This is a genomic window from Burkholderia sp. Ed8 (assembly GCF_040761425.1).
Lineage (GTDB): Bacteria > Pseudomonadota > Gammaproteobacteria > Burkholderiales > Burkholderiaceae > Burkholderia > Burkholderia seminalis.
On sequence record NZ_CP142889.1, the window covers coordinates 174,532 to 199,940 of the forward strand.

The following is a 25,409-nucleotide window of genomic DNA, read 5'->3' on the forward strand; positions in this document are numbered from 1 at the left end:
CGAAATTCGGCATGCCCGGCTTCCATGATGCCACCGTGACCGGCTCGCACGTCAAACGGTAGAACAACTTTTTGTCATGTCACTCCATTACCCGCTACTGTTCGCCTATCTTGCCGCGATCGTGCTGCTCATCGCGACGCCCGGCCCGGTCGTCATGCTCGTGACGGGCACCGTGGCGCGACGCGGTTTCCGCCAGGGCATGCTGACCGCGGTGGGCGCGAATGCCGCGAGCCTCGTGATGATCGCGGGCGCGATGCTGATGGTGTTCGGCGTCGTGCTCGTCAGCGATCGCCTGCTCGACGGGCTGCACGTGATCGGTTGCGTGTTCATTGCGGTGCTGGCGATCCGCAGCTTGCTCGGCGAATGGCGCACCGGCCGCATGCGCGGCGGCGACGATGACGCGCGCGCCCAACGGGAACCGCGGCCGCGCGGCTTGCCCGGCGTCGTGCGCGGCTTTCTCGTCGGCATCGCGAATCCGAAGGACCTGCTGTTCTTCGTCGCGTTCTTTCCGCAGTTCGTCGCGATCACGCCGGATTCGCGCGTGAGCCTGGCGATCCTGGCCGCGCTGTGGATCGCGGTCGATTTCACGATCCTGACCGGCTACATGGCCGCGATCAATCATCCGCTGCTTCACCGGAAGCAGCGCTGGATCACCGCGGCATCGGCGTTCGCGCTGCTCGTGATCGCGCTCGCGGGGCTCGCCGGCACGATCGCGCGTGCCGCGTAGGACATTGGCGATCTGCGTGACCGGCGCCGCGTTCGCGATCACGCGTGAGGAGCGACGGCAGGCGGGCCGGCCCGGTTCCGGCCGCTAGCCGTTGCGCAGGAACACGACGTAGCCGCGAAACCACGGATTCGACGCGAGGTACGGCGGCGCGTCCCACTCGCCGCCCTGGATCACGCCGATGCGAAACGGCAGCTGCAGCCGCGCGACGCGCGGCAGGTAGTCCGCATAGTCGCGAATCGTGCTGCGCCCCTGGTAGGTCTGCACGACCACTTCGTCGACGATGCCCCGGAGCTGGTTGACCTGGTCGGTATCGATGCGGCTGCTCCAGTCGAGCAGCCCCGTGATGCTCAGCCGGCAATCGGCGGGCAGGCTCGCGCGCAGCGTCCGCAGGAATTCGAGGTAATCCTGCAGATGGCGCGTGCGCGCGTCGAAGTCGATCTGGATGCCGGTGATCGTGCGGCCCGACGCGCGCCAGCGCTCGAGCTGCGCGAGCATGATCTGCGTGACGCGCGGCGTCCAGCGCAGCGTGTGCGCACGATAGACAAGCCACACGCGTGCGCGGGGCGCCGGCGGCAGCGCGACGCCCTGCGCGATCACGCGGACTTGCGATTCGTCGCGCGGCGCCGCCTCGATCTGCCCTTGCAGCACGTAGACGGTGCGCGCGTCGCGCACGACCGCCTGCGGCTTCACGCCCGCCCACAGCCAGAACGCGTCGTACCGGGCGGCGTCGACGGTGCCGGCCAGCGCGACGCGCGCGGCCAGCAGCAGCGCGACGCACGCGATGCGCGTCATGCGGCGCTCACCAGTAGTAGCGGAGCTTCTGCGCCCACGGGCTGCCCGGATAGGCGGTCTTCAGCGTATCGAACCAGCGCTTGCGCGTATTCTTCGGCACTTCCTTGCCGCCGCATTCGTTGCTGCCCGACGGCGCATAGCACTTGATCGCGCGGTAGAACGCGTAGGCGCGGTCGTTCGGGTTCGCCTGCGCATCGGCCATCACCGTCACATAGCTCGACATCCGCTCGTACGGCTTGCCGGCGAACTGCGACGGTGCGTTGCCGAGGGTCGGCGGCGCCGTGCGCGGGGTGCTCGACGGCGGCGCGTAACGCGCCCACGGCGACGCATCGCCCTCGAGGTTGGCCTCGAGCGGATTGAGTCGCACGAAATCGGCGAGACAGTTCAACCCTTTCGCGTCGGCGGGATTCTGCTGGAGTACCGTCGCGATGTCGCGCGCGGACGGGCACGTGTAGCCGTCGTCTTTCCGCGGGCCGGCCGCGACGAACGGCTTCAGCGGGTCGGCCGGCGTGCCCGACACCAGCGCGGTATCGGCGATGAACTCCGCGTAGCGCGAGCGCGTGAGCTCCTTGTACAGCAGCGTGTACAGCGCGGCGTCGCGCAGCGCGGCGCCGGCCGCCGGGTTTTGCGCCTGTGCGCGCAGCAGGTCCGCATTGGCCGCGCGCCTCAGCAGGACCGCGCGAATCGCAACGTTCTGCACGAGCGAATCGTCGGCAAACACGTCGTTGACGAGCCCGGCCTGCTCCAGGTTGATCGCGAGCGCGAGTTCGAGCGCTTCGCGCTGGAAGCGGAATTTCGCGAGCGGGATCAGGTCGCGCCACAGCTGGCGTGCCTTGTCGCTCTGGCCGCTGTCTTCCAGCGCGAACGCGCGCAGCGCCTGCTGGCTCAGGCCGAAGTAGTCGAGCGGCGAGGCGGGCGTCTGCGGCAGCAATTCGAGCGCGGCCTCCGGCTTGTGCCCGATCTGCACGTACCAGGTCGCGAGCAGATAGTCGTACAGCACGGGCGCGTTCGCGAAGCGCGGCTTCTGCGCCTGCAACTCGTCCAGCGTGATCGGCTTGCTGCTGCTCGAATCGCCGCTGTCCGACACGCGCATGCGCATCAGGTCGACGGTCGCGAGCACGGTCGGCGACTGGATCTGGCGTGCGTCGAAATCCGGTCCGAACAGCAGCTTGCTGTCGAGTTCGTTCGCCAGCTGCATCAGCGGCACGTTCGACGTCGCCGGCGACCAGCGCGCGAGCGCGTGGCCGTAAAGATCGGCCTGCTGCGTCACGTTCCCGCCGAGCCACGCGACCCGTCGCAACAGCCCCGTCGCGGACACCGCGTAGCGCCCCTGCGGATACACCTTCAGGTAGGTGCGAAACACCGTATTCGCGGCGTCGAGCGACACCTTCGTCACGCGCGCCCGCGTCGGCGTCGGGCTGTCGTTGTCGAACACGTTGGCCTGCGCGGCGTTCAGCTGCGCGCGCCCGGCCATGTAGAGGCCGGTTTCCTTCAGCCACGGGTTCGCACTGTGCGACGCCTGCGCGAAAGACCGGGTCGCGGTGAGGAAGTCGGCGCGGTAGAACGCGTTCGTGCCGTCGAGGTACGCGGCGAACTGCTGGCCGAGCGGCGACTTGACCGGCGGCTTCATCCAGGCGGCGCTCGCGCCGCCGGCGGCACAGGTCTTCTGCGCGATGTCGGCGCGTGCCGTGCGCAGCCGCGCGGCTTCGTCGGCGGGGAGGCCGCCGGCGCCGGTCAGTGCGTCGTTGAACGCATCGGCGCCTGCGTTCATGCTGCGGCAGATGCTGCCTTCGCCGTCGGCATACCGGTTCGACGAGGCATCGGCGTCCGGCGTGCCGCCGGTTTTCTCCGCTTCCTTCTGGCCGATATAGATCCATCCGGAGAAGTCCATCGGGAACGGCACGATGATCTGATTGATCCGGTCTTTCGCCGGGATGGTCTTCGGGTCCGGAAACACCTGCGCGACCCTGGCGCTGTCGACCATCATCAGCATCGCGTTGACGCGCGTGTCGTTGGCGGGGCTCAGCATCGGCAGGTTGGCGCACGAGTAGCCGGATTGCCGGAGCGTGGTCGGCGCATAGCAGCCGTCGTCCCCGCTGGCGTGGGCGGCCGGAATCCAGAGCAGGCTGGCCGCCAGCGCGGCGAACAGGTTTCGGTGCAGCAATGGGTTGCTTGGCATTTTTCTTGTGCTGGGTAGGGGGCCGCGATGGCCGGGTCTCTCAGGCGGGGCGCGTCGCCCCGGCGCGTATCGTACCTCACGGCCGGCAACGGTTGCCGGCACGCGCGGGCCGGTCGCGTCGATCGCCGCCGGGTGAAACGGAAGTCCACTCAGTGTGGACGCAACGCCACCTTGAATCGGGACTGCCTGAATTAAGATGCAGCCGGCAGTGACGGACATCCGACGATAGACCACCTGTCGTCGTCCTCGCTGCCCGACGGGGGGCCGTCTGCCGAAAGCGGCGTTCGCACCGATCCTAACGACGGCTTCGATCATGACAGGGGCGCGAACGCATGCCGGTTTCCATGCCTTTTAAATAGTATTGCTTATCAATCTTTCGGGCGGTGCGATGCGTGTTTCTCCGCATCGCAGACGCGCGTGCGCCGGCAAATGAAAACAAGAGGATTCCGATGAAACCCATTACATGGATGGTCATGGCAGCCGCGCTCGCGCTGACTGCATGCGGCGGCGACGACGTCGCGCCGAACGGCGGCGCGTCGCTGTCGACACCGAACACGCCCGGTTCGCCTTCCGGTTCGACCTCGCCCGGCGGCGGTTCGAGTGGCGGCGGTGCAAGCGGCGGCCCGACGGGCGGCGGGACCGCGCAACCGCAGGCCGGCTGGTCGCAGGCCGCGGCGGTCGACGACAAGGGGCCGGAGGGCGAGCCCAGCGTGACGATCGACGCGAGCGGCAACGCGCTTGCGACCTGGATGACCAATGGGCCCGCCGGCGCGAACGGCAACGAGATGTGGGGCGCGCGCTATGTCGCGGGCTCGGGCTGGGGCAGCGCGACGCGGCTCGACACGGGCGACGGCTCGCATTCGATGAACACGACGAGTTCGAGCCCGCCGCAGCTGGTCGGCAACGCGAGCGGGCAGGCCGTCGCATTCTGGACCGAATGGAAACCGGGCCCCAACACGTACGCGCTGTGGGCGCGCCCGTACAGCCCGGCCGGCGGATGGGGCGCGGCATTCGAACTGGTGCCGGACGTGGCGGGTTCGACCTATTCGGCCGGGATCGACAGCCAGGGCAACGCGCTCGTCGCGTGGACGCAGTCGATCAGCCTGCTCGATACGCGCATCGCGTGGTCGCGCTACACCGCGGCCGGCCAGTGGTCGCCGGCGGCGGTGATCCAGATGCCGGTGCAGACCGGGCCGGGTGCGGTGACCGGCGACACCGACAACGTGCGGCCGATGATCTCGGTGCTGGCGTCGGGCCGTGCCGTGCTCGCGTGGCGGCAGACCAACCATACGCACTCGGCGCTGTGGACGGCCACGTACGACGCGACCAACGGCTGGACCAACGTGAACCAGGCCGTGTCGAACACGAGCCTGTTCACGACGATCATCTCGCCGGTGGCCGGCATGGACGCGAAGGGCAACATCACGCTGCTCTGGGGGCAGATCGACGTGACGAACGGGAAGATCTACACCGCCACGATGTCGCAACGCTATGTGTCCGGAACCGGGTGGCAGCCCGCGCAGCCCGTTTCGCCGGCGATCGTCGAGCCGACGGGGTTCATCGCGACGCCGATGCTGACCGTCAACGACAACGGCGTGGCCGCCGCGATGTGGGCGGAAGGCGGCGCGGCGCTGCAGGTGAGCGTGTCCGATGCGAGCGGGAACTGGGGGCCGCTGCAGCGGCTGACGGAACACCTGAACGGCGCGGCAGGCCAGTACCCGCCGCTCGTGATCGATGCGGCCGGCAACGTGACGGCCGCCTGGCAGGACACCGGCTTGCCGGGCGCATCGGCCGTCATCGCGGCCAGCTACCGGAAGGGCGCGTGGAGCGCGTCGACGGTGGCGGCACAGAGCGCATCGTGGCCGGCGCTGGCCGTCAACGCGACGGGGGCGATGGCGCTGGCGTGGCTGTCGTATGTCCCGAGCGTCGGCAGCCAGGTACAGGCAAGTTTTTACACACCGGGCTCGTAACGGATTCGCGCCATGAATTTGAAGGAGAAAACATGAAAAGAACCTTGCATTGCACCTTCCGGACCGCCTTGGGCGTCACGGTCGCCGCCCTCGTGCTGTCCGCATGCGGCACGACGCAGATGAACATGGTCGACGTCCAGACGTCGACCGCGAAGACGCTCGGGCTCGCGTCGTCGGACGAGATCACCATCGCCAACGTGCAGTACGCGAAAAAGGACGGGCTGGGCGGCCAGAAGGTGAGTTACGACGCGACGACCGGCAAGGGGCGGCGTTTCGGCTGCACGGTGTTCATGATTCCGGGGCTCACGCCGCTCGATCGGCCGACGTACAACAACTGGGAATGCCATCCGCAACGCTGATGGCCGCGGTGACGACGGCGCCCGTCAGCGGGCGCCGGCCGACCGCTTGAATGGACGAATGGCCGCGTCGGCCTTGCGCCGGCGCAATTTGGTCCGATAATCGACGAACCGATTCCTCCTTTTCCACCGGTTCGATAAAAAACTGTCATGGATCAAGCGGCATTCGTCCCTGTTTTCAAGTTTCGCACGATCGACTATCCCGAGCCGGACCGGTTCCACGTCTGGGTCAAGGACATGCTGTGCGATTACCGGCTCGATGACGATGGCGGGCTTGGCCCGTTCGACGCGGAGGCGAGCGGCGCGGCAATCGGCCCGCTGATCCTGTCGGGCCGGCAATGGCGCTCGCGCGTGCCGACCTATACGGTTCGCAGGACGCCGCGGCGCATCCGCCTCGACGGGCAGGATTCGATCCGCTTCACGCTGCTGCTCGGCGGGCGGCTCGCGAGTCATACGGGCGGCCCCGAGCTGGTCAAGCGCGCCGGCGACCTGTTCGTCTACGATGTCGCGCAGATCAACGACTGTCGGGTCGACGCCGGCGACGTGATCAGCCTCGTCGTGCCCCGATACCTGTTGCCGGGTCATGCGGCGCAAGCGCACGGCCAGACGCTGACGAGCGGCGTGGGCCGCCTGGTCGCGGACCAGATGCTGTCGCTGTTCCGGAACCTGCCGAACCTGCGCACGCACGAAGTGCCGAGCGTCGTCCAGTCGATGTTGCTGCTGCTGGCCGCGGCCGTGGCGCCCACTGCGCAGGCGTTGAGCGATGCGCGCGGCCCGATCGACCATGCGCTGGTCGACCGGGTGCGCCGCTACATCGACGTGCACCTGCTGGAGCCGGACCTCACGCCCGAGCGGATCTGCCGCGACATCGGCGTGTCGCGGGCGCGGCTCTATCAGTTGTTCAAGGAGGAGGGCGGCGTGATGCGGCAGATCACGCGCAGGCGGCTGCGTCATGCCTACCACGTGCTGGGCGATCCGCAGCGCCGGCACCGGCGCATTGCCGAGATCGCCTGGGCGCACGGCTTCCCCGACGAGAAGTATTTCCACCGGCTGTTCAAGGCGGAGTTCGGCCATACGCCGAAGGAAACGCTCGAGTACGCGGCCGCGCCGGTGCTGCTGCCTTGCGGGGCGACCGACGCGCGATGGGCCGACAGCGGCCGGCTGGCGGGGTGGACGTTGCCGTTCGGCGTGCTCACCCACTGAGCGGACCGGGCCGCTCGCCGGTCATGCGCACACGCTGCTGGCGACCTCCCCGTCGTCGGCGTCGCCGATCGCGGCCCGCAGGTCGTCGATCGCCACCATCAGTTCGCGCACCTGCCGCAACGACGGATACTGATGCAGTACGGCGTGCCATTGCGGCACGGTCAGCAGCGCGTGCCAGATGACGCCAAGGCCGTCCGGATCGGCATCGGGACGCTGCTGCGCGAGCGCGCTCGCGTATTCGAGGCTCGCCTGCGCCGACAGCAACTGCATCCGGCTCCCGGCGCCCAGCAGGCGCGGTGTCGCGTCCGCGGCGGCGTCGCAGCAATAGAGCACTTCCCGTTGCAGCGCGGCGGCGTCGGTGGTCAGCGCGCGCAGCGACGCGCCATGCACGCGCACCGTGCCCTGGTGCGTCTCGAACGCGTAGACCGTGTCCGGATCGGCCTGCGCCAGCAGGTTCAGGCCGCGCAGCAGCCGCGGCAGATCGGTCGTCGCGGCATCGGCGGACGCTTTTGCTTCGACGAGGAAGCGGACGTTCCATGCGGATGCCGCGTCGTCGCTTCGTGCGCGTTCGAGCAGGATCGCGTCCCACTCGGTCTTGGCACGGTCGTGGCGGCCGGGGATCGATGACGGCACGCGCATCGACGTGACCACCCGGTAGGACCGCTGCCCGTCCACCGCTTCGAGCCTGCCGGCCAATGCGTCGAGCGCCTGTGCCGCGAGCGCCTCGACGGCCGCGCCGCGCTGCTGGGAGGCAACGCCCTGCGCGACCGCGATCGTGCTGCCTTCGAGCGGCCCCTGGCGGACCCACAGCGCGCGGTAGCGGCGGACGTCGTCGTCGGAAGCCAGCCTGTCGAGATGCAACAGGCGTTCGAGCGCGGGGCTGTCCTTCAGCTTGACGATGTCCTGCTCGAAAGCGGTGTCGGTCGCCATCTCGGGCAGCGCGAGCAGTTGCCGCAGCGTCGCATGAAGGTCGGCCCACGACGCCGTGGTGGCGGCCGCATGCAGTCGCGCGAGCGCGTCGCGTTGCCACGTCTGGGCGCTGCGCTCGAGTTTGGCCGGGTGCGCGATCGCATTGACGGCCGAGTACAGCGCGCGCCGGTCCTGCTCGGCGTGCGCGGACAGCGACGCATATTCGCGCACGTTCGGCGCATCGTGCCGCAGTACCGATGCCTGAAACGACGGATCGCCGGATCGAGGGTCCATCGCGTCGCGGATCATCCGCGCGAGTGCATCGATGAAGCGCTGCCGCAATGCCGTGCCGGGCGCCTCGCCGTCCGCCCGCATCCGGCGCGCTTCCTCGATCACGATCGCGAGGGCGGTGGCCGGAGGCGTGGCGTCGGTCAACGACGCTGCGCTGTCGAGCGGCGGCAGCCGGTAGCGACGAGCGACGATGCGCAGGGTTTCGTCGAGCAGGGCGGGCAGCGGTGTCAGCGACATGGCGGGTTCGGGCGTAAAGGCGGTTCGCGGGGAGGCGGCCTTCGGGCCGGAACGCGCGACGTTGTGCAACGGTATCACGGCGGGCGGCAGGTGCACGGCGCCGTGCGCCTGCCGCCACGCGCCGGATCGATCACGCCGTCAACGTCACCGACAGGCTGCCGAGCTCGCCGAAGCGAACCGTCAGCGCATCGCCGAGCGGCACGTCGATCGCACCCGCATACGAACCGGTCGTCACGATCTGCCCGGCGCGCACCACCTCGCCGCGCGCCGCGAGGAAATTGACGAGCCACACCAGCGGCTTGAGCGGATCGCCGTCCGGATGGCGGCCGTCGATCGTGCGGTTCAGCGCGCCTTCGAACGACAGCGCCAGCGTCTCGAGCGGCACGTTCAGCCCGTCGGGCACGACCGGGCCGACGCACAGCCCCTGGTTGAATTGCCCGTCGGCCAGCAACTCGAACTTCGACGCGCGCGCGGGCTCCGCGTAGCGGCAGCCGAGCACCTCGAGCACGATGCGCACTTCGCGGATCGCCGCGCGCACGTCGCTTTCTTCATAGGGCCGCGCGCGCGGGGGCAGGTCGCGGTCGAGCACGAATGCGATTTCCGGTTCGATCCGCACGATCGGACCGCCGACGACGCGGTACGGCGCATCGGCTTCGCGGATCGTCGACGCGAAGATCGGCGCGAGGATCACGCGGTCGGGCGGCGGCAGCGCGCATTTCCATCCGCCGACGGGTTCGCCGAGCAGGTCGGCCACGCGCTGCTGGATCGCGAGCGCGGTGTCGACGTCCTCGGGGCGCAGCGCATCGGGCAGCAGCGGGCCGGGCGAGCCGGCATGGCGGGCGGCGACGAGATGCTGGGCGGCGCCGTCCACGCGTTCGGTAGTCGTTGTCATGTCGGTTGAGCGAGTTGAAAGTGGGGCCGGCAAAAAAGGGCCGGACGAAAGTCGCACATCCGATGATAGCGCCTTCGGCGCGATGGCCGCTCGAAAGCCCCTCGGCGGGCCGGTCATCCGCCCGGTTCGCCGCGCTGCCGACGACGCAAGGGGCCGGTCCTGCGTCGCGTCGGTTTGCCGCATGCACGGTTCCGGCCGGGGTTGACGATCGTCAATATCCGGCCCCCGCGTCGGCCGATGATGGTGACATGGCCGCGTGCGAGGGGGCGCGCGGCGTTCACCCCAGCGAGGTTCGTATGTACGAAAAGATCATGGTGGCCGTCGACGGCAGCGCTTCGTCGAAACGGGCGCTGGCCGAGGCCGTGAAGGTGGCGCTGGCGGCCGGCGCGCACGTCAGCGCCGTGTACGTGGTCGACAAGTCGGTATTGTTCACGTATGCGGGCCGTTTCGATCCGCACGCGCTCATCGAGGAAATCCGCGACGACGGGCGCAAGGTGCTGCGCGAAGCCGAACAGGTCATCGCGCTGGCCGGCGCGAAGGGCGAGGCCGAACTCGTCGAGACCGAAAGCATCGGCGAGGATATCGCGGAACGCCTGCAGCGCTACGTGAAGGAACGCGGCATCGATCTCGCGGTGGTCGGCACGCACGGGCGGCGCGGTATCCGCCGCGTGCTGCTCGGTAGCGTCGCCGAGCACTTCGTGCGCGGCGCGAAGTGTCCGGTGCTGCTGATTCGCGGCGACGATGCCGACGAGCCGGCGGCTGCCGCGGCAGCGTAACGCGGACGACACGCGATGATACGTCGCCAGTACCGCATCGTCGTCGCGGCGATCGCCGTGTTCGTGTCGCTCGCCGGGATGATGGCCGTCGTGACGGGGTTGCTGTTCGATACCCCGACGGCGCTGCGCGGCGGCGCGATCGCGTTGATCGTCGGCGTGGCCGGCTTCGTCGTGATGCTCAATCCCGGGCCGAAAGGCGAGGAGTGACGCCGGGACGCGCGGCCGCGTGTACCCGGCCGCGCACGCTTCTGTCAAACTGGCGCCCATGAAACCGCGCCTCATTTCACCGCCTTCCGATGCCGCGCCTGCGCCCGCGGGCTTTCCCGACGCCGACGAACTGGCCGCGCTGCGCGCGTGGTACGCGGGCATGACCGTGCGCCAGGCCGTCGAACGCTACCTGCCCGATCGCCTCGGCGCAGGACGGTCGGCGCGCGGCGTGATCGGCGCCATTCGCCGCCGCCTCGTGCGCGTCGCGCGGCAGGCCGGCCGCCCCGATCTCGCGGAACGGCTCGGCCATCCCGACGGTGAGCGTGTGCGGGAGGCGAAGGCCGCGACCGAAGCAATCGGCCTGCTGCGTCACGCGCGCGCGCCGTTGCCGCAGATCAGCGACGACGTCGGCCTTTGGCTGCCCGCGCGCGCGGTCGTCGCGCTGCGGGCGCACGGCATCGCGACGCTGGCCGACCTGACGGTACGCATTCCGCGCCGGCGCCAGTGGTGGACCGCGATCGCGGGCCTCGGCGTGGCCGGCGCGCGGCGCATCGAGGCATTTTTCGCCGAGCATCCCGACCTGACGGAGCGGGCGCGCGCGCTGATCGCCGCGACGCCGCGCGGCAGCATCGTGCCGTGGGAGCAGTTGAAGCTGCCGCACGAGGTCGACGGCTCGGCCGGCACGTTCCGCGCGCCGCGCGCGACCAGCACGCTCGACGCGGACAACGATTACGCGGCCGTGCACGCGTGGCTGTCGCTGCACGAATCGGCCGCGACGCGGCGTGCATACCGCAAGGAAGCCGAGCGGCTGATCCTGTGGGCCATCGTCGAGCGCGGGCGCGCGCTGTCGTCGCTGACGACCGAGGATGCGGTCGCCTATCGCGCGTTCATCCGGCGCCCGACGCCGCACGAACGCTGGGTCGGGCCCGTGCGGCCGCGCGGCGCGCCCGACTGGCGGCCGTTCTCGGGCGCGCTGTCCGCGCGGTCGGCGGCGTACACGCTATCGGTGCTCGGGGCGCTGTTCCGCTGGCTGATCGAGCAGCGCTACCTGCTCGCGAACCCGTTCGCGGGCGTGAAGGTGCGCGATACGCGCGGCGCGAACGCACTCGACACGTCGCATGCGTTCACCGAAGGCGAGTGGCTGCTGGTCCGCACGATCGCCGACGGCCTCGAGTTCCGGACGCGCGCGGCTGACGGCGCGCCGCAGTCGGGCTGGACGCCGGCCGCCGCGCAACGGCTGCGCTTCATTCTCGATTTCGGCTATGCGACCGGGCTGCGCGCGAGCGAGCTGGTCGGCGCGACGCTCGGCGGTATCGAGACGGATGCGCACGGCGACGCGTGGCTGAAGGTGATCGGCAAGGGGAGCAAGGCCGCCCGCGTCGCGCTGCCGCCGCTCGCGCGCACGGCGCTCGACCGCTATCTGGTCGCGCGCCGGCTGCCGGTCACACCGGTGCGCTGGCGGCCTGATACGCCGCTGATCGCGAGTCTCGCGGAAGACGAGTCGGCCGCGATCACGAGCGTGCGGCTGTGGAAGGTGATGCAGCGCTTCTTCGCGCAGACGGCGGATGCCGTCGAAGCCGATAACCCGGCGCTCGCGCAGAAGCTGCGGCAGGCGAGCCCGCACTGGATGCGGCATACGCATGCGACGCACGCGCTTGCGCGCGGGGCCGAGCTGACGACCGTGCGCGACAACCTGCGGCATGCGTCGATCTCGACGACGTCGATTTATCTGCACGGCGACGACGTGAAGCGCGCGCGGCAGATGTCGAGCGCGTTTGCGGCCGACAAGTAAGCGGATGGCGCGGCGGCGCTCGCGCCCGTTTGCACCCGTTTGCGCGAGCCGGTCAGTCGGCGGCCGGGCCGTCGCGTTCCGCCGCCACGCGTGCGAGCCATTCCGCGTAACTCGATGCGACGCGCTCACGCAGCTCGTCGTCGTGCCACACGCGGATCACCTGGCCGCTCACGCCGCCTTGCGCGGGATCGAGGTCGATGCAGAGATGATTGCCGCTGCCGTCGTGCGTGAACGGAATCCACTTGAGGTTGTACCAGTCATCGCGGACGCCGGCATCGGGTTCCGACGTCATGCCGGCGAAATCGCCGCCGGAAACGAGTGTCCGCCAGATCGTCCATTGCGCGACGATCTCCTGCGCGCCGAGCAGCGCATCGCTTTCGGTGAAGACGGCGTCCGGATCGGCTTGCCCGTCGTGCAGCCGGAGGCTGTCGATCACGTCATCGGGCAGCGTCGCGCCCAGTGCGGCAGGCAATTCGGCCAGCACATGATCGTCGGCCGGCCCGTTCAGGCCGCCCGGCAAGCTGGCGGGATGAGCGGCGATCGCACGTTCGATGCGTTGCCACGCTTCGCGAACATCAGGCGTCGCGGGGCCGGCAACCGGTACGTCGGGAGAAGGTGAGGTCTGCCGCGGTTGCGCCGGAACGTTCGCGGTTTCGTCCGGCGTCACGCCGGCGTGCGAGGCGCGCGCGCTCGTGCCATCCAGCCGCAGAAACAGAACGGGCGTCCCGGCCGGCAGTACCTCGACGCCCGCCGGGATCGCGACGAGCGCATCGGCCTCGGCGACACCGCGAATCGGCCCGTCGCCCTGGAACGGCAGCAGGCGGACTCGCGATTCGCCGCGTTCGGTGGCGGACAGGCAGCCCCATCGCATCCCGTTGCATTCGGCATCGGGTTCGATGTCGTGCGCGGTCGGTGCGGTTTCCCAGCAAGGGCCTGGCGCCGCAACATGTTCCAGCAGGTCGAGCACGTGCGGAACGATCGTGTGCATCAGCACGGCGACGCCGCTCGCATGGCCGGGCAGATTGACCAGCACGGCCTGGTCGTAACCGACGCATGTTTCAGTTCGGTAGACGACGCCGTCCGGCCGGGTGGATTGCACGGTCCACATCGTCGGCGGCGAACGGTCGTCGCTTCGCCCGACATTGAACCGCTCGCCGGGTGTCTGCCTGATCCGGATCGTCTCGCGATCGTTCGCGTAGACCGTCTGCGCATTCAGGCCGCGCATCTCGAACGGCGCGCCCGCCGGCAATCCGGCGCCGACAATCAGGTCATAGCGCCCGGAAAGCGCGCCCAGCTGTTGCTTGAACGCGCTTTCGTCGCGTTCCGTATCGGGCGAGCACGGAAACGACGAGGGCAACGGCAGGGTTTCCGCGGCCGGCACCGCGTATCCCCATTGCCGCAGTACCGCGCGGAGATACGGACCCAGCGAGTCGAATCGCTGCCAGGGCTCGCGTGCATGGCCCGGCGGCACCACGTCGTACCCCGCGATCACGACGCCGATCCGCGGCCGCTTCGTGACGACGACGTCGCGCACGCCCGCGGCTATCAGCCCCGCCAGCCGTGCGGGCGTGATCCGCATCCCTTTCGCGAGCAGCACCTGTCCTTTCCGGAATTCGCTGCCGACGGCGATCACGTGCTGTCCGGCCGCGAGCGGCGCATGGAAGCGCAGGCGTGCGCCCGCGTTCCCGTCGATCCATCGATGCTCGGCCTTCGGCGCAACCGCGTCGGCGTGCGCCGGCATCGCGACGTAGGCCGGAATGCCGGCCGCTTGCCGTGCGTCGAGTGCGCGGGCGGCCGGGCTGGCCGTTCGCGACGCCAGCGGGGCCAGCCGGAGTTCGCAATCGAGCTCGACGGGTTCGCGGCGGGAGGCCGCTGCGGTATCGGCCGCGCGCAGCGCGTAGCCGTCGCAGGCGGCGAGCGGAACGGACGGAACGTCGTCGGGGGCGATGACGTCTTCAGCCGTGACGCGCCATGCGGCGTCGTCGACCGGAACCGTCTCGCGCCGCATCGCGCCGGGGACGAGAGACCGGCATCGTTCGTAGGCTTGCCCGAGCCATGCGGGAAGGTTGGCGGGTACGCTCATCGACATCCTCGTCGTGATTCGTGATGCTTCATTGTGCGGCCTGATCGCCGGCGCGTCGCGCCCGACATACGATCGAGGCCGGATTTTCGTGAAGCGCCATTGGACGATTCATCGCGCCGCGATGTAACTGTCAGGTGTGTCAGGAGACGGCCGGCCGGGAACGCCGGTCCATGACCGAACACGCTTTCCGTCGACGAATGGATGACGCGCCACGGCGTATCCGCCGAGGCAACGGAACGGTCGGTGTACGCTGCGGTCATAATTTTTTTTTGCAAGGAGCAGCGCATGGCATCGAGCCAGGGCACGGTCGATTTCATCGTCGAGCAGAGCGCGGCGGCCGGTACGGTATCGGCGCGCAAGATGTTCGGGGAATACGGCATCTATTGCGACGGCAGGATGGTCGCGCTCGTCTGCGACGACCGGCTGTTCGTCAAGCCGACACCGGAAGGACGCGCGTATCTCGGCGCCTGCGAAGAGGCGCCGCCGTATCCGGCCGCGAAGCCGCACCTCGTCATCCCCGGCGATCGCTGGGACGACCGCGAGTGGCTGGCCGCGCTGATCCGGATCACCGCCGCGCAGTTGCCGATGCCGGTGAAGCGGAACCGATAGCGGCAGCGCGCGGCATGCAGGCGTATTCTGTGACACAGGCGCGCGCCCATCGCGCGGCAGGGAGTACAAGAATGGAGACATCCGGACATTCGCGCGGCACGTGGCGTGCCCGCCGCGTCTGGCACGCGTGCGTCGCGGCGCTGTGCGTCGGCTGGAGCGCGCTGTCGTTCGGCGCCGATGGCGCGAACGGCGCGGCCGCGTTGCTCGATCGTTATCGCAGCCTCGGCGCGCAACTGAAGGACAACGCGTTTCACCGGCCGTTGTACCTCGAGTCGGCGGAGGCGTCGTCGTCGCTGAAGGGCGACATCTACGCGGTGGTCGACTATCCGTTCGCGGTCGTGAGCGGCCAGCTCGACGATGCCGCGCAGGGCCCCGCGAACTGGTGCGCGGTGCTGATCCTGCACCTGAACACGAAATACTGTCATGCGTCGAGCGGCGGCAACGGGCCGGTGCTCGACGTGAACCTCGGCCGCAAGATCCAGCAGAAGCTGTCGGACACCTATCGCGTGCAGTTCCGCTATCGCGTGGCGGCCGCGACGCCCGACTACTTCCAGGTCGATCTGGCCGCCGACAGCGGCCCGATGGGCACGAAGGATTACCGGATCGCGCTGGAGGCCGTGCCGGTCGGCGCGTCGCGCACGTTCCTTCACCTCACGTATTCGTATGGTTTCGGCACGGTCGGCCGGATGGCGATGAAGACCTACCTCGCGACGGTCGGCAGCGACAAGGTCGGGTTCACGAACGTCGGTGCATCGGCCGCGCAGCCGCAATACGTCGGCGGCGTGCGCGGGCTGCTGGAGCGCAACACGATGCGCTATTACCTTGCGATCGACACGTATCTCGCGACGCTCGACAAGCCGCTCGACCAGCGCCTCGCGCGCTGGTTCGATGCCACCGAGCAGTATCCGCAGCAACTGCACGAAGTCGAGCGGAGCGCGTATCTGCAGATGAAAGCGCAGGAGGTGCAGCGGCAGCAGGCGGCGCGGTGACGCCGCCCGCCGCCGGCTGCCCGGCGTCGATCAGTTCGACGCGCCGCCGACCGTGCGAATGCTGTGCCACTGCCCCTGTTCGACGCGGAACAGCGTGTATGGCGGCTTGATCAGGTCGCCGCGCTCGTCGAACGAGATCTTGCCGGTCACCCCGGTCACCGCCACACCCGGCAGGCTCGCGACGATCCTGCCGCGATCGAGCGAATCGGCCTTGCGGACCGCCGCGATCATCGCGAGCGCCGCATCGTAGGCGAACGGCGCATACAGCTCGACGTCCTGGTTGAAGCGCGCCTTGTAGCGCTGCGCGAACGCGACGGCCGACGGCAGCTTGTCGAGCGCGGGGCCGGGCTCCAGATCCTGCGTGCCTTCGCCCGAGTTGCCGGCGATCTTCAGGAATGCGTTGCTTTTCAATGCGCCGGCGCCGAACAGCTGCGCACGGATGCCGAGCGAGCGCATCTGCTTGACGAGCATCGCCCCCTGTTCGTCGAGCCCGCCGAAGAACAGCAGGTCGACGTTGTTGCTCTTCATCGTCGTCAGGATGCCGCGGAAATCGACGGCCTTGTCGTTCGTGTATTCGCGGCCGACGATGCTGCCGTGCGCGTCCTTCACGCCTTTCTCGAATGCGTCGGCGAGGCCCTGGCCGAACGCGGTGCGATCGTCGATGATGCCGATCCGCTTCGCCTTCAACTGCTCGACCGCGAAGCGGCCGGCCACCACGCCGCCGACGCCGTCGTGCCCCATCGTGCGGAACACGTTCTTGAAGCCCTGCATCGTCAGCTGCGGATTGGTCGAGCCGGGAGTGATCATCGCGACGTTCGCCTGCTTGTAGACGGCCGACGCGGGAATGCTGCAGCCGGAATTGTAGTGGCCGATCACGCCGACCACGCCGTCGTCGACGAGCTTCTGTGCGACCTGGATCGCGATGCGCGGATCGGCCTGGTCGTCCTGCACGTCGAGCACGAAGCGCACCGGCTTGCCGCCGACGGTCGGATGCTTCGCGTTCTCCTCGTCGAGGGCGAGCTGCGCCCCGTATTGCAGATCCTTGCCGACGCGCGCGACCGGCCCCGTCAGCGGGCCGGCGAAGCCGATCTTGACGGTTTCCGGGTCGGCTGCGTGCGCCGACCCCGCGACCGTGCCGATCGAGCAGACGGCCAGCCATACCAGCCAGTGACGACGATTCATGATGCTTCTCCTTGCGTGGGTGGAAGGGGGCGTGGCGCGCGTCAGAATCGCGCGGCCCGGTACGGCGCGAGGTCCAGCGGCGGGGCGCGCCGGGCGACGAGGTCGGCGACGAGCTGTCCGGTGATGCCGGCGAGCGTTACGCCGAGATGCTGATGGCCGAATGCATGGATCACGCGCGCACTGCCGCGTGCGTGGCCGATGACGGGCACGCCGTCGGGCAGCGTTGGCCGGAAGCCGAGCCAGTTGCGCGTCGGCGCGCCGAGCGACGGCACGGCTTCGCGCGCGGACCGCGTGAGCAGCGCGACGAGCGACGGGTTCATCGGCGCGTCGAAGCCGCCGAGCTCGACGGTGCCGGCCGCGCGCAGCCCTTCGTCGAGCGGCGTCATGTAGAAGCCGCGTTCGGCCCAGCCGACCGGCCGCGTGACGCGCTCTCCGGGCGCGCCGAACTGCACGTGATAACCGCGCTCGGTGTCGAGCGGCACCGCATCGCCGCATGCGGCCGCGAATTCGCGCGAGCGGGCGCCCGCGGCGACGACGACGTGATCGAACGCGCGGACCGTCCCGCCCGCCTGCACGTTCACGGTATCGCCGGCAGGCGTGATGCGCTCGACGCGCGCGCGATCGAGCGTCGCGCCGCCGGCGGAAAGGTGCGCGAACAACGCGCCGAGAAAGCCGTGCGGATCGGAGAAATGCCAGCTGCCGACGAACAGCACGCCGCGCGCGAAGATCGGCGCGAGCGCGGGTTCGAGCGCGCGGATCGCGCCCGCGTCGAGCGTCTCGAACGGCACGCCGAGCCGGCGTCGCAACGCGAGCGACGGTTGCGCGGCATCGAACGACGCCTGCCGCGCATACAGGTACAGGCATTCGCGCGGCCGCACGAACGCCGCGAGCCGCGGCGAGGCGAGCAGCGGCGCATAACCGTCGGCGGCGCGCGACAACAGGGCGGCCAGCGCGCTCGCGCTGCGTGCGTGGCGCGCGGGCGTCGATGCGAGCAGGAACCGCGCGAGCCACGGTGCGCCGTGCAGCAGGTACGGCCAGCGGATACGCAGCGGGCTGTCGGCGGCGAACAGGAAGTGCGGCAGCTCGCGGAACACGGACGGCCCGTTCACCGGCACGCAGCCGTACGGCGCGAACGTCGCGGCATTGCCGAACGATGCACCCTCGCCGATGCCGGCCGGATCGAACAGCGTCACGCGATGCCCGTCGCGCTGCAGCCATGCCGCCGCGCCGAGCCCGATGAAGCCCGCACCCACGATGGCGACGTTCGCCATGACGCTTCCCCTCCGGTCCACAAGGTTCACACAAAGTTGCGATCAAGAATCACACAGTAAATTTTTGTGTGCAATCAAAAAGAGATTGTGTGGTGTTGGTGTTTACCCGATTTCAAACCGCTGATTCCGCAGACTTTTCCTTAAGCGTTTGACGGGGCGGGGATGTCATATACAATCGCTGAGCAAGTCAAAACGGCAGACAAACGCTTTTTGTGTGGTCATGGGCGACAAATGGCATCAGACAAACTTTCCGGCGAGCGTGACGGCGGCCTGCCGGCGCAGGCGAAGCGGCCGACTTATGTCGAGGTATCGAGCTCGATCGAGGAGGAAATCCGCAGCGGCACGTATCCGCCGGGCAGTCGCCTGCCGCCGCAGCGCCAGCTCGCGACGGAGCTCGGCATCAACGTGTCGACCGTGTCGCGTGCGTACAAGGAACTGCAGCTGCGCGGCCTCGTGATCGGCAGCAAGCGGCGCGGCTCGCTCGTCACCGGCGGCGCGATGCCGAGCATCGCGCCGGCCCGCGCGGCGCTCGCGGCCGGCAACGGCGTGATCGACCTGACCGTGAACCGCCCGGCGACCGGCGAGTTTCTCGCGAGCCTCGCGCAGACGTTCGGCACGCTGCCGAGCGACCCGCGGTTCGCCGCGCTGCAGGAATACCAGCCGCCGCAGGGCCCGGACTGGGCGCGGGCGGCCGGTGCGCAGTGGCTTGCCGCGCCCGGCTTCACGCCGTCGCGCGACCAGGTGGTTGTCACGAGCGGCGCGCAGCACGGGCTGTATGCGGTGCTGAACAGCCTGATCGGCACCGACGGCGTGATCGTCGCCGATCGCCTCACATACTACGGCCTCAAGGCGCTCGCGCCGGTATTCCAGTTCGAGATCGTCAGCGCGCCGGCCGACGACGACGGCCTGCTGCCCGACGAGATCGAGCGGATCTGCCAGCGCATGCCGGTCAAGGCGATCTTCGTCGTGCCGAACCTGCAGAACCCGACCGTGACGACGATGAGCCTCGCGCGCCGGATGGCGCTCGTCGACATCGCGCGCCGCCATCACGTGACGATCATCGAGGACGACGTGTACGGCCCGCTCGTGCGCGACCGGCTGCCGGCGATCGCGGGGCTGTGTCCCGAGCTGACGTTCCATCTCGGCGCGACGTCGAAGATCCTCGCGCCGGGGCTGCGCCTCGGCTACCTGAGCTGCCCGCGCGACAGCGTCGCACTGTGTGCGGAGGCCGTGCGCACGACCGCATGGATGCCCGCGCCGACCTCGATGCTGATCGCCACGGTGTGGATCGAGGACGGCACCGCCGAGCGGATCATGGCCGCGCAACTCGCGGAGATCCGCGCACGTGTCGATCTCGCCCGCGAACTGCTGCCGGCCGGGCAGTTGAAGGCCGACCCGGCGTGCATGTTCGTGTGGCTGCGGCTGCCGCCGCCGTGGCGTGCCGACGACTTCGCCGCGAATGCGAAGGCGCGCGGCGTGATCGTGATGCCGTCGTCGACGTTCGCGGTCGACCGCGCGGAAATCGAGCACGGCGTGCGCATCAACCTCGCGTGTCCGGCCACGCGCGACGAACTCGTCAACGGGCTGCGGATCCTGGCGGGCACGCTGAAGGACCGGCCGCGCGCGCTGTTCGGGTCGATCTGACGGCGGCCACGCACGTTCGCAAGGCCTACTCGAGCAGATGCGCGACGACGTCGACGATCCGCTGCAGCAGCGCCTCGTCGTAGGGTAGCCACGGCACCGCGCGCAGCGGCGATGGCGGCGGCTCGAGCGGGGCGTCGACAGGCTCGCCGTCGCGCGTCACGCGGCCGGTCGCGCAATGCACCGACCACGCGCCGACGTGCACGTGGCGATCGTCGATCGTGATCTTCCCTTGCGCAACCGGTTCGGCGAACACGAGCGACAGCACGTGTTTGCGATGCCGCGCCATCACGCCGAGCGGCAGCGCCGACAACCGGTTCAGGCGCTGCCGGCGTTCGGTTTCGAGGTCGCGCTGGCGGGCCGGGGCCGCCGCGAGCGAAGCGGCGGCCGCGCGTGTCGCGGGGTCGTCGAGCGCGAACGCGGCCACGCTCACCAGCAGGTCGACCGCCCGCGCCACTTCGGAGAACACGACAGCGTCGATCTCGCCGATCGGCACCGGCACCCAGCGCCGGTCGTGCCGGCGCTCGAAGACCAGCCGGCGCGACGTGCCGTGGCCCTCCGTGCCGGGATAGAGCCGCGCATCGACGAGGAAGGTCGCGCGCACGTCGCCGAATTCACGGGCGAGCCCGTCGTCGTACGCGCGGATCGACCAGCCTTCGCGGCGCGCGATGCCGAGCAGCGGCCGGCTCGACAGCACGTGACCTTCGAACATCGCGGAATCGCTCGCCGACGCGTCGCCGTCGGCCGGCACGTAGTACTCGCGGAACGCCTGCCGCACCGGCTGCCGGAGCGTGCGGTCGACGATCGCGCGCTGCCACGCGAGCCGCTCGTGCGCGTCGGCCAGCAGCGGATGCCATAGCCGGATCGTGCAGTCGTCGGCGATCTCGCATGCGTGCCCTGCCGCGTCGCGCGGCACGACCTTGCCTTTCGCGATGTCGGGGATGAACGATTGCGTCGAGCCATCGCGGCCGCACGCTTGCCAGATCATCCGCGCGGAGAACGCGGCGCCGGCCGGCGTATCGACGAGACGCTCGCGCCATTCGGCATGACCCAGCGACATCGGCTGCCAGAAGCCGGCTTCCATGCAGGTGGCAAGCATCGCGAGCTGCTTCTTGTCCGGTTTCGCGTCGAGCGTCATGCGCAGCGCGGTACGCGGCCGCTCGCCGAGCGCACGTTCGGCGGGTTTCAGGTTGCGCGCGAGCTTTTTCTGCACGCCCGCGTGACGCACCGTGGCGAGCGCGTCGCGCAGCGCGCGCACGCTCTCCGGCGTCGGGATCGTCTCGACCGCGTGGCCGAGCGCAATCGCGAGCGACTGCGACGGCACTGTTTTCGCGGTCGTCGGCGCGACGCATACGCCGGTCAGCAGCGGCCCGATCAGCGGGCGCAGCCATGCTTCGTCGCGATAGGCGGCCACGCGCGCGGCGCGCGCGACGACCTGCGCGTCGTCGGTCGTGAACGCGCGATCGGCCTCGTACGGCGCGGCGCCGGCGTGCAGCGCGGCGACCAGTCGCGCGGCCTCGGTCAGCGCGTCGCGCGCGAACGCGACGTACGCGGCGTCTTCCGCGAGCGTGACGGCCGGGTCGCCGAAGTCGAGCCACAGCCGTTTCGGCGCGAAATAGCCGTCGTTCGTCGCGGCCAGCGCGAGCAGCGCGGCCGGCCCGAGTTCGGGCAACACGTCGAGTTCGCGCACGCGAAACGGCGAATCCGCCAGCGCCTGCGCGTACGCATCGCGCCGCGCCGAGAAGTCGCGGCGGCCAGCGAACCAGTCGAGCGCATACGCGCCATACGCGGATTTCGCCCGCGGTTCGCCGTCTTCCGGTTCGCCCGCGATGCGCGCCAGTTCGGCCTGCAGCGCGGGCGACGGCAGCGCGTCGAGACAGGGCAGGTCTTCCAGCGCACGTTTCCATCCGCCGGGCGGAATGTCGCGGAACAGTTCGAGCGCGGCATCGGCGTCGACGAGCGGCACGAGGCCGAGCGCGTCGAGCTGCCCGCGCAGCCAGCGCGCGAATTCGGCGCGTGGGTCGTCGTACGCGTGGTCGCGCAGCATGATGTCGTGCTCGGCGCGACGCAGCGCCGGCCAGACCGTACCGAGCGTGTGCGCATCGAGCGTCGACAGGTCGATCGGCGCGCCGGTGAAGCGCGGATGGTCGGCGCTGCCGGTCAGTCGCGCGACGAGCCGCGCGGCGAGGTCGCGATCAGTCATCGGCGTTTTCCGGGCCGGCGGCGCGCGATGCGCGGGCAGTCGTTACGTTCTGACACCATTTCATCATCTGTACTGGTCGGGCGTTGCGGATCAAGGCGCCGGGGGGCGGCGGCCCGTTCGATCGCATGCGCGGCGGGGCTGACTCCGGCCATGAAAAACCGTGCGGCCGCACAGTATTGCACCCCGGCGAGACGGTCGGACGAATGCCCGTGTCGCGGTCGTTCCAGGCCGATCCGGCCGCGCCGCGCGCGGTTTCCGGCCGCCAGGCCATTTCATAAGACGTACAGTTCTCCCGCCATGCGCGATTCGCGCCGAACTGTACTCTTGTTCGCGTGGTCGATGTGTGTACTCGCCGCCAACTGTTCTGCTCTTAAGATTCCACCATCAAGTGCACAGTGCCGCGGATCCAGTCGTACCGGAACCCTGCCGGCGCATCTTCAAGAGAGAGCCGCGATGGAAAAGGCAAAACCGGAGGGAAGGATCAGGAATCACGACGGCCCGGTCGGCGGGCGAAACACGTGCGTGCCGGACGCACACGGCAGGGCGGCGCGGCTGCGCATGCCGGCGGGAGACGCACGATGAAACTCTACGAAAAACTCGCGGACGACATCGAGCGCCTGATCCGCCAGGGCGTGTACCGGCACGGCGACCGGATTCCGTCGGTGCGGCAGGCGAGCCAGCAGCACCGGATCAGCATCACGACCGTGCTGCACGCGTATCTGCTGCTGGAAAGCCGCGGGCTGCTGGAAAGCCGGCCGCAGTCGGGTTATTTCGTGAACCTGCGCCGAGACGACGGCCACGCGCCGGTGCGCGAGCTGCGGCCGTCGAAGCCGATCGCGATCTCGTCGTCGGTCGACGTGAGCCGGCTCGTGCTGTCGACGCTGCGCTCGATCGGCACGGACGACGCGGTGCCGCTGGGCTCGCCGTATCCGGACCCGAGCCTGTTTCCGTTCGAGAAGCTGAACCGCTACGCGTATGCGGCCGGCCGCGACAAGTCGCTGTGGGGCGTGACGGACGGGCTGCCGCCCGGCCATCCGCGCCTGATTCGGCAGATCGCGCGCCGCTACCTGGAAAACGGGATGTCGGTGGACCCGAACGAGATCATCGTGACGGTGGGCGCGACGGAGGCGATCAACCTGTGCCTGCAGGCGGTGGCGAAGCCGGGCGACACGATCGCGGTGGAATCGCCGACGTTCTACGCGATGCTGCACGCGATCGAGCGGATGGGGATGAAGGCGATCGAGGTCGCGACGCATCCGGAGTACGGGATCGACATCGCGGCGCTGGCCGCGATCGCGAAGTCGCAGCCGATCGCGGCGTGCATGGTGATGCCGAACTTCCAGAACCCGCTCGGGTTCCAGATGCCCGACGAGCGCAAGCGCGAACTGGTTGAGTTTGCAACGAAAACCGGCATGCCGATCATCGAGAACGGCGTGTACAACGAGCTGTATTTCGGCGATACGCATCCGAGTTCGCTGAAGTCCTACGACCGGACCGGGATCGTGCTGCATTGCTCGTCGTTCTCGAAGAGCCTGACGGCCGCGTACCGGATCGGCTGGGCGTTGCCGGGCCGCTATCGCGATCAGGTCGAGAAGCTGAAGTTCCTGAACACGCTCGCGACGCCGTCGCTGCCGCAGCTGGCGATCGCGGAGTTTCTCGAACGCGACGGCTACGAGCATCACCTGCGGCGCTTGCGCAAGGCGTATGCGCAGCAGGCGAACCTGATGCGGGCGATGGTGTCGCGGTTCTTTCCGGAGGGCACGCGCATCTCGAGCCCCGCGGGCGGGTACGTGCTGTGGGTCGAGCTGCCCGCGCAGGTCGACGCGATGCGGCTGTACCAGCTCGCGCTGGAGCAGGGCATCACGATCGGCCCCGGCTACATGTTCTCGATCACCGACAACTACCGGAACTTCATCCGCTTGAACTACAGCAGCCCGTGGTCGCCGGAGATCGAGCAGGCGGTGATCGCGGTCGGGAAGCTGGCCGCCGCGTGCATGCGGTGAACGGGCGGGCGAGGTGGAACGCGGGCGTCGGTATCCGCCGCGCGGCGATTCGCGTCGTTCAAGCCCAGCCGGCTTCCGAAAACGACCGTGCGGCCGATCGCAGCCAACTGCAGAAGGCGTCGACTGGCGGCCGTGCGGTTGCCGCGCGTGTCGTCAGCAGGTGGTAGCTGTAGGGTCCCTGTACCGGCTTGCCCGGCGCCATGGCCAACAGCCCCTGCCTGACCGCATCGGCGGCGAGGACGTCCGACGCTACCGCCACGCCTTGGCCCGCGATCGCGGCATCGAGCGTGAGATAGGTGTGCGAGAAGCTCGGGCCCTGTCGCAAACGGGTCGCGCTCGCGTGTACGTTCTGCATGCGGCACCAGCGCACCCAGTCCACCTGCTCCGGAATGCGGGCCTCGTATTCGTCATGCAGCAAGGTTGCCCGCAAGATATCGTCCACGGTGTGCAACGCCCGGCACACCAGAGGTTGACCGACCGCCAGGAACGTCTCCGACATCAGTTTTTCCGCGACGAGCCCCGGATAGGGGCCCGAGCCCAGCCGGATCGCCACGTCCACCCGCTCGCGGCTGAAGTCGACGGCGGGCACCGAGGCCAGCAAGCGCACCTCGATGTCGGGATGCAGCCGCCTGAACTCACCCAGGCGCGGCATCAGCCAGCGGGTCACGAACGATGGCATCGCGGTGACCGTCACCTCCGGGGCGTCCGCGGCTTGGCGGATGCCGAGCGACGCACGCTCGAGCTCGTCCATCAAGCGCTCGATTTCCAGGAAGTACCGCCGTCCGATGTCCGTCAACTGGACGGACCGGGCGCCGCGCATGAACAGCGGCGTTCCCAGCCATTCCTCCAGCAGCCGTACCTGATGCCCTACCGCACCGGACGTGACGCATAGCTCTTCACCCGCCCGGGCGAAGCCGCCATGGCGCGCCGCCGCCTCGAATGCACGCACGGAGAGCAGGGGCGGAAGTTGTCGTGCCATGACTCAGTTAAATTGAGGCTCAGTGTCGAAACGTTTGATTTGTTGTGCGTGAAATGCGTGCTTAATCTATCAGCCTCACATCACGAGGCTCAGAAATAGTGAGCCATGCCATTTCCGG

At 69.3% G+C, this 25,409-nt stretch carries 20 protein-coding genes; 11 read left to right on the forward strand and 9 right to left on the reverse strand.

Annotated features, from left to right (window positions below; genetic code table 11):
• Positions 1-76 precede the first annotated feature (76 nt).
• On the forward strand, positions 77-727 hold the full coding sequence (locus tag VXM69_RS35025; protein ID WP_124610147.1) for a LysE family translocator: 651 nt from the start codon (positions 77-79) through the stop codon (positions 725-727).
• A gap of 84 nt (positions 728-811) precedes the next feature.
• Here VXM69_RS35025 and VXM69_RS35030 read toward each other — a convergent pair whose 3' ends face one another.
• Both VXM69_RS35030 and VXM69_RS35035 read right to left on the reverse strand, forming a co-directional pair.
• Complete coding sequence (locus tag VXM69_RS35030; RefSeq protein ID WP_049029037.1) at positions 812-1,519, reverse strand: DUF3142 domain-containing protein; 708 nt, start codon at positions 1,517-1,519, stop codon at positions 812-814.
• Between the two features lie 7 nt (positions 1,520-1,526).
• Entirely contained in the window at positions 1,527-3,698 is a 2,172-nt protein-coding gene (locus VXM69_RS35035) for a hypothetical protein (protein ID WP_367190648.1), read from the reverse strand.
• Between the two features lie 449 nt (positions 3,699-4,147).
• Between VXM69_RS35035 and VXM69_RS35040 the strand changes: the two genes are divergently transcribed.
• The 3 genes from VXM69_RS35040 to VXM69_RS35050 all read left to right on the forward strand — a co-directional run bounded on the left by VXM69_RS35040 (position 4,148) and on the right by VXM69_RS35050 (position 7,227).
• The gene (locus VXM69_RS35040) at positions 4,148-5,668 is read left to right on the forward strand and encodes a hypothetical protein (RefSeq protein ID WP_367190649.1); all 1,521 of its coding nucleotides are present in this window, start codon (positions 4,148-4,150) and stop codon (positions 5,666-5,668) included.
• Between the two features lie 32 nt (positions 5,669-5,700).
• Positions 5,701-6,027 (forward strand): hypothetical protein, encoded by a 327-nt coding sequence (locus VXM69_RS35045; protein ID WP_367190650.1) that lies wholly within the window; start codon positions 5,701-5,703, stop codon positions 6,025-6,027.
• A gap of 147 nt (positions 6,028-6,174) precedes the next feature.
• Positions 6,175-7,227 (forward strand): AraC family transcriptional regulator, encoded by a 1,053-nt coding sequence (locus VXM69_RS35050; RefSeq protein WP_367190651.1) that lies wholly within the window; start codon positions 6,175-6,177, stop codon positions 7,225-7,227.
• A 21-nt stretch (positions 7,228-7,248) separates the two neighbouring features.
• Here the strand turns inward: VXM69_RS35050 and VXM69_RS35055 are convergent, their stop codons facing one another.
• A complete protein-coding gene (locus tag VXM69_RS35055) occupies positions 7,249-8,664 on the reverse strand; it encodes a hypothetical protein (protein WP_034189560.1) in 1,416 nt (471 codons plus the stop codon).
• Positions 8,665-8,794: 130 nt separating this feature from the next.
• Entirely contained in the window at positions 8,795-9,556 is a 762-nt protein-coding gene (locus VXM69_RS35060) for a fumarylacetoacetate hydrolase family protein (protein WP_124671266.1), read from the reverse strand.
• A 296-nt stretch (positions 9,557-9,852) separates the two neighbouring features.
• Between VXM69_RS35060 and VXM69_RS35065 the strand changes: the two genes are divergently transcribed.
• From VXM69_RS35065 to VXM69_RS35075, 3 genes are read left to right on the forward strand one after another with little or no spacing between them, the layout of a single operon-like run.
• Positions 9,853-10,332, forward strand: a complete 480-nt coding sequence (locus VXM69_RS35065) for a universal stress protein (protein WP_034189562.1) — start codon at positions 9,853-9,855, stop codon at positions 10,330-10,332.
• Positions 10,333-10,347: 15 nt separating this feature from the next.
• Positions 10,348-10,539, forward strand: a complete 192-nt coding sequence (locus VXM69_RS35070) for a DUF2964 family protein (protein ID WP_034189563.1) — start codon at positions 10,348-10,350, stop codon at positions 10,537-10,539.
• Positions 10,540-10,597: 58 nt separating this feature from the next.
• Positions 10,598-12,331: a phage integrase family protein gene (locus VXM69_RS35075; RefSeq protein WP_367190652.1), complete on the forward strand. Its 1,734-nt coding sequence runs from the start codon at positions 10,598-10,600 to the stop codon at positions 12,329-12,331.
• A 52-nt stretch (positions 12,332-12,383) separates the two neighbouring features.
• On the opposite strand, the gene VXM69_RS35080 is transcribed toward VXM69_RS35075, so the two are convergent.
• Entirely contained in the window at positions 12,384-14,414 is a 2,031-nt protein-coding gene (locus VXM69_RS35080) for an SMI1/KNR4 family protein (RefSeq protein ID WP_367190653.1), read from the reverse strand.
• A 285-nt stretch (positions 14,415-14,699) separates the two neighbouring features.
• On the opposite strand from VXM69_RS35080, the gene VXM69_RS35085 reads away from it, so the two are divergent.
• Together VXM69_RS35085 and VXM69_RS35090 are read left to right on the forward strand one after the other, a co-directional pair.
• Complete coding sequence (locus VXM69_RS35085) at positions 14,700-15,023, forward strand: TfoX/Sxy family protein (protein WP_034189565.1); 324 nt, start codon at positions 14,700-14,702, stop codon at positions 15,021-15,023.
• 71 nt (positions 15,024-15,094) lie between these two features.
• A complete protein-coding gene (locus tag VXM69_RS35090) occupies positions 15,095-16,012 on the forward strand; it encodes a hypothetical protein (RefSeq protein ID WP_059561308.1) in 918 nt (305 codons plus the stop codon).
• A 30-nt stretch (positions 16,013-16,042) separates the two neighbouring features.
• Here VXM69_RS35090 and VXM69_RS35095 read toward each other — a convergent pair whose 3' ends face one another.
• Together VXM69_RS35095 and VXM69_RS35100 are read right to left on the reverse strand one after the other, a co-directional pair.
• Positions 16,043-17,194 carry a branched-chain amino acid ABC transporter substrate-binding protein gene (locus VXM69_RS35095; protein ID WP_367190654.1) on the reverse strand — a complete coding sequence of 384 codons (1,152 nt, stop codon included), beginning with the start codon at positions 17,192-17,194 and terminating at the stop codon, positions 16,043-16,045.
• A gap of 41 nt (positions 17,195-17,235) precedes the next feature.
• The gene (locus VXM69_RS35100) at positions 17,236-18,465 is read right to left on the reverse strand and encodes an FAD-binding oxidoreductase (protein WP_226254345.1); all 1,230 of its coding nucleotides are present in this window, start codon (positions 18,463-18,465) and stop codon (positions 17,236-17,238) included.
• Positions 18,466-18,696: 231 nt separating this feature from the next.
• Between VXM69_RS35100 and VXM69_RS35105 the strand changes: the two genes are divergently transcribed.
• Positions 18,697-20,109 carry a PLP-dependent aminotransferase family protein gene (locus tag VXM69_RS35105; protein ID WP_049032151.1) on the forward strand — a complete coding sequence of 471 codons (1,413 nt, stop codon included), beginning with the start codon at positions 18,697-18,699 and terminating at the stop codon, positions 20,107-20,109.
• A 25-nt stretch (positions 20,110-20,134) separates the two neighbouring features.
• Here VXM69_RS35105 and VXM69_RS35110 read toward each other — a convergent pair whose 3' ends face one another.
• A complete protein-coding gene (locus tag VXM69_RS35110; protein WP_367190655.1) occupies positions 20,135-22,309 on the reverse strand; it encodes a DUF4132 domain-containing protein in 2,175 nt (724 codons plus the stop codon).
• A gap of 578 nt (positions 22,310-22,887) precedes the next feature.
• On the opposite strand from VXM69_RS35110, the gene VXM69_RS35115 reads away from it, so the two are divergent.
• Positions 22,888-24,312 (forward strand): PLP-dependent aminotransferase family protein, encoded by a 1,425-nt coding sequence (locus VXM69_RS35115; RefSeq protein ID WP_059561294.1) that lies wholly within the window; start codon positions 22,888-22,890, stop codon positions 24,310-24,312.
• A 58-nt stretch (positions 24,313-24,370) separates the two neighbouring features.
• Here VXM69_RS35115 and gcvA read toward each other — a convergent pair whose 3' ends face one another.
• Positions 24,371-25,291, reverse strand: a complete 921-nt coding sequence (gene gcvA, locus VXM69_RS35120) for a transcriptional regulator GcvA (protein WP_034190509.1) — start codon at positions 25,289-25,291, stop codon at positions 24,371-24,373.
• Positions 25,292-25,409 lie beyond the last annotated feature (118 nt).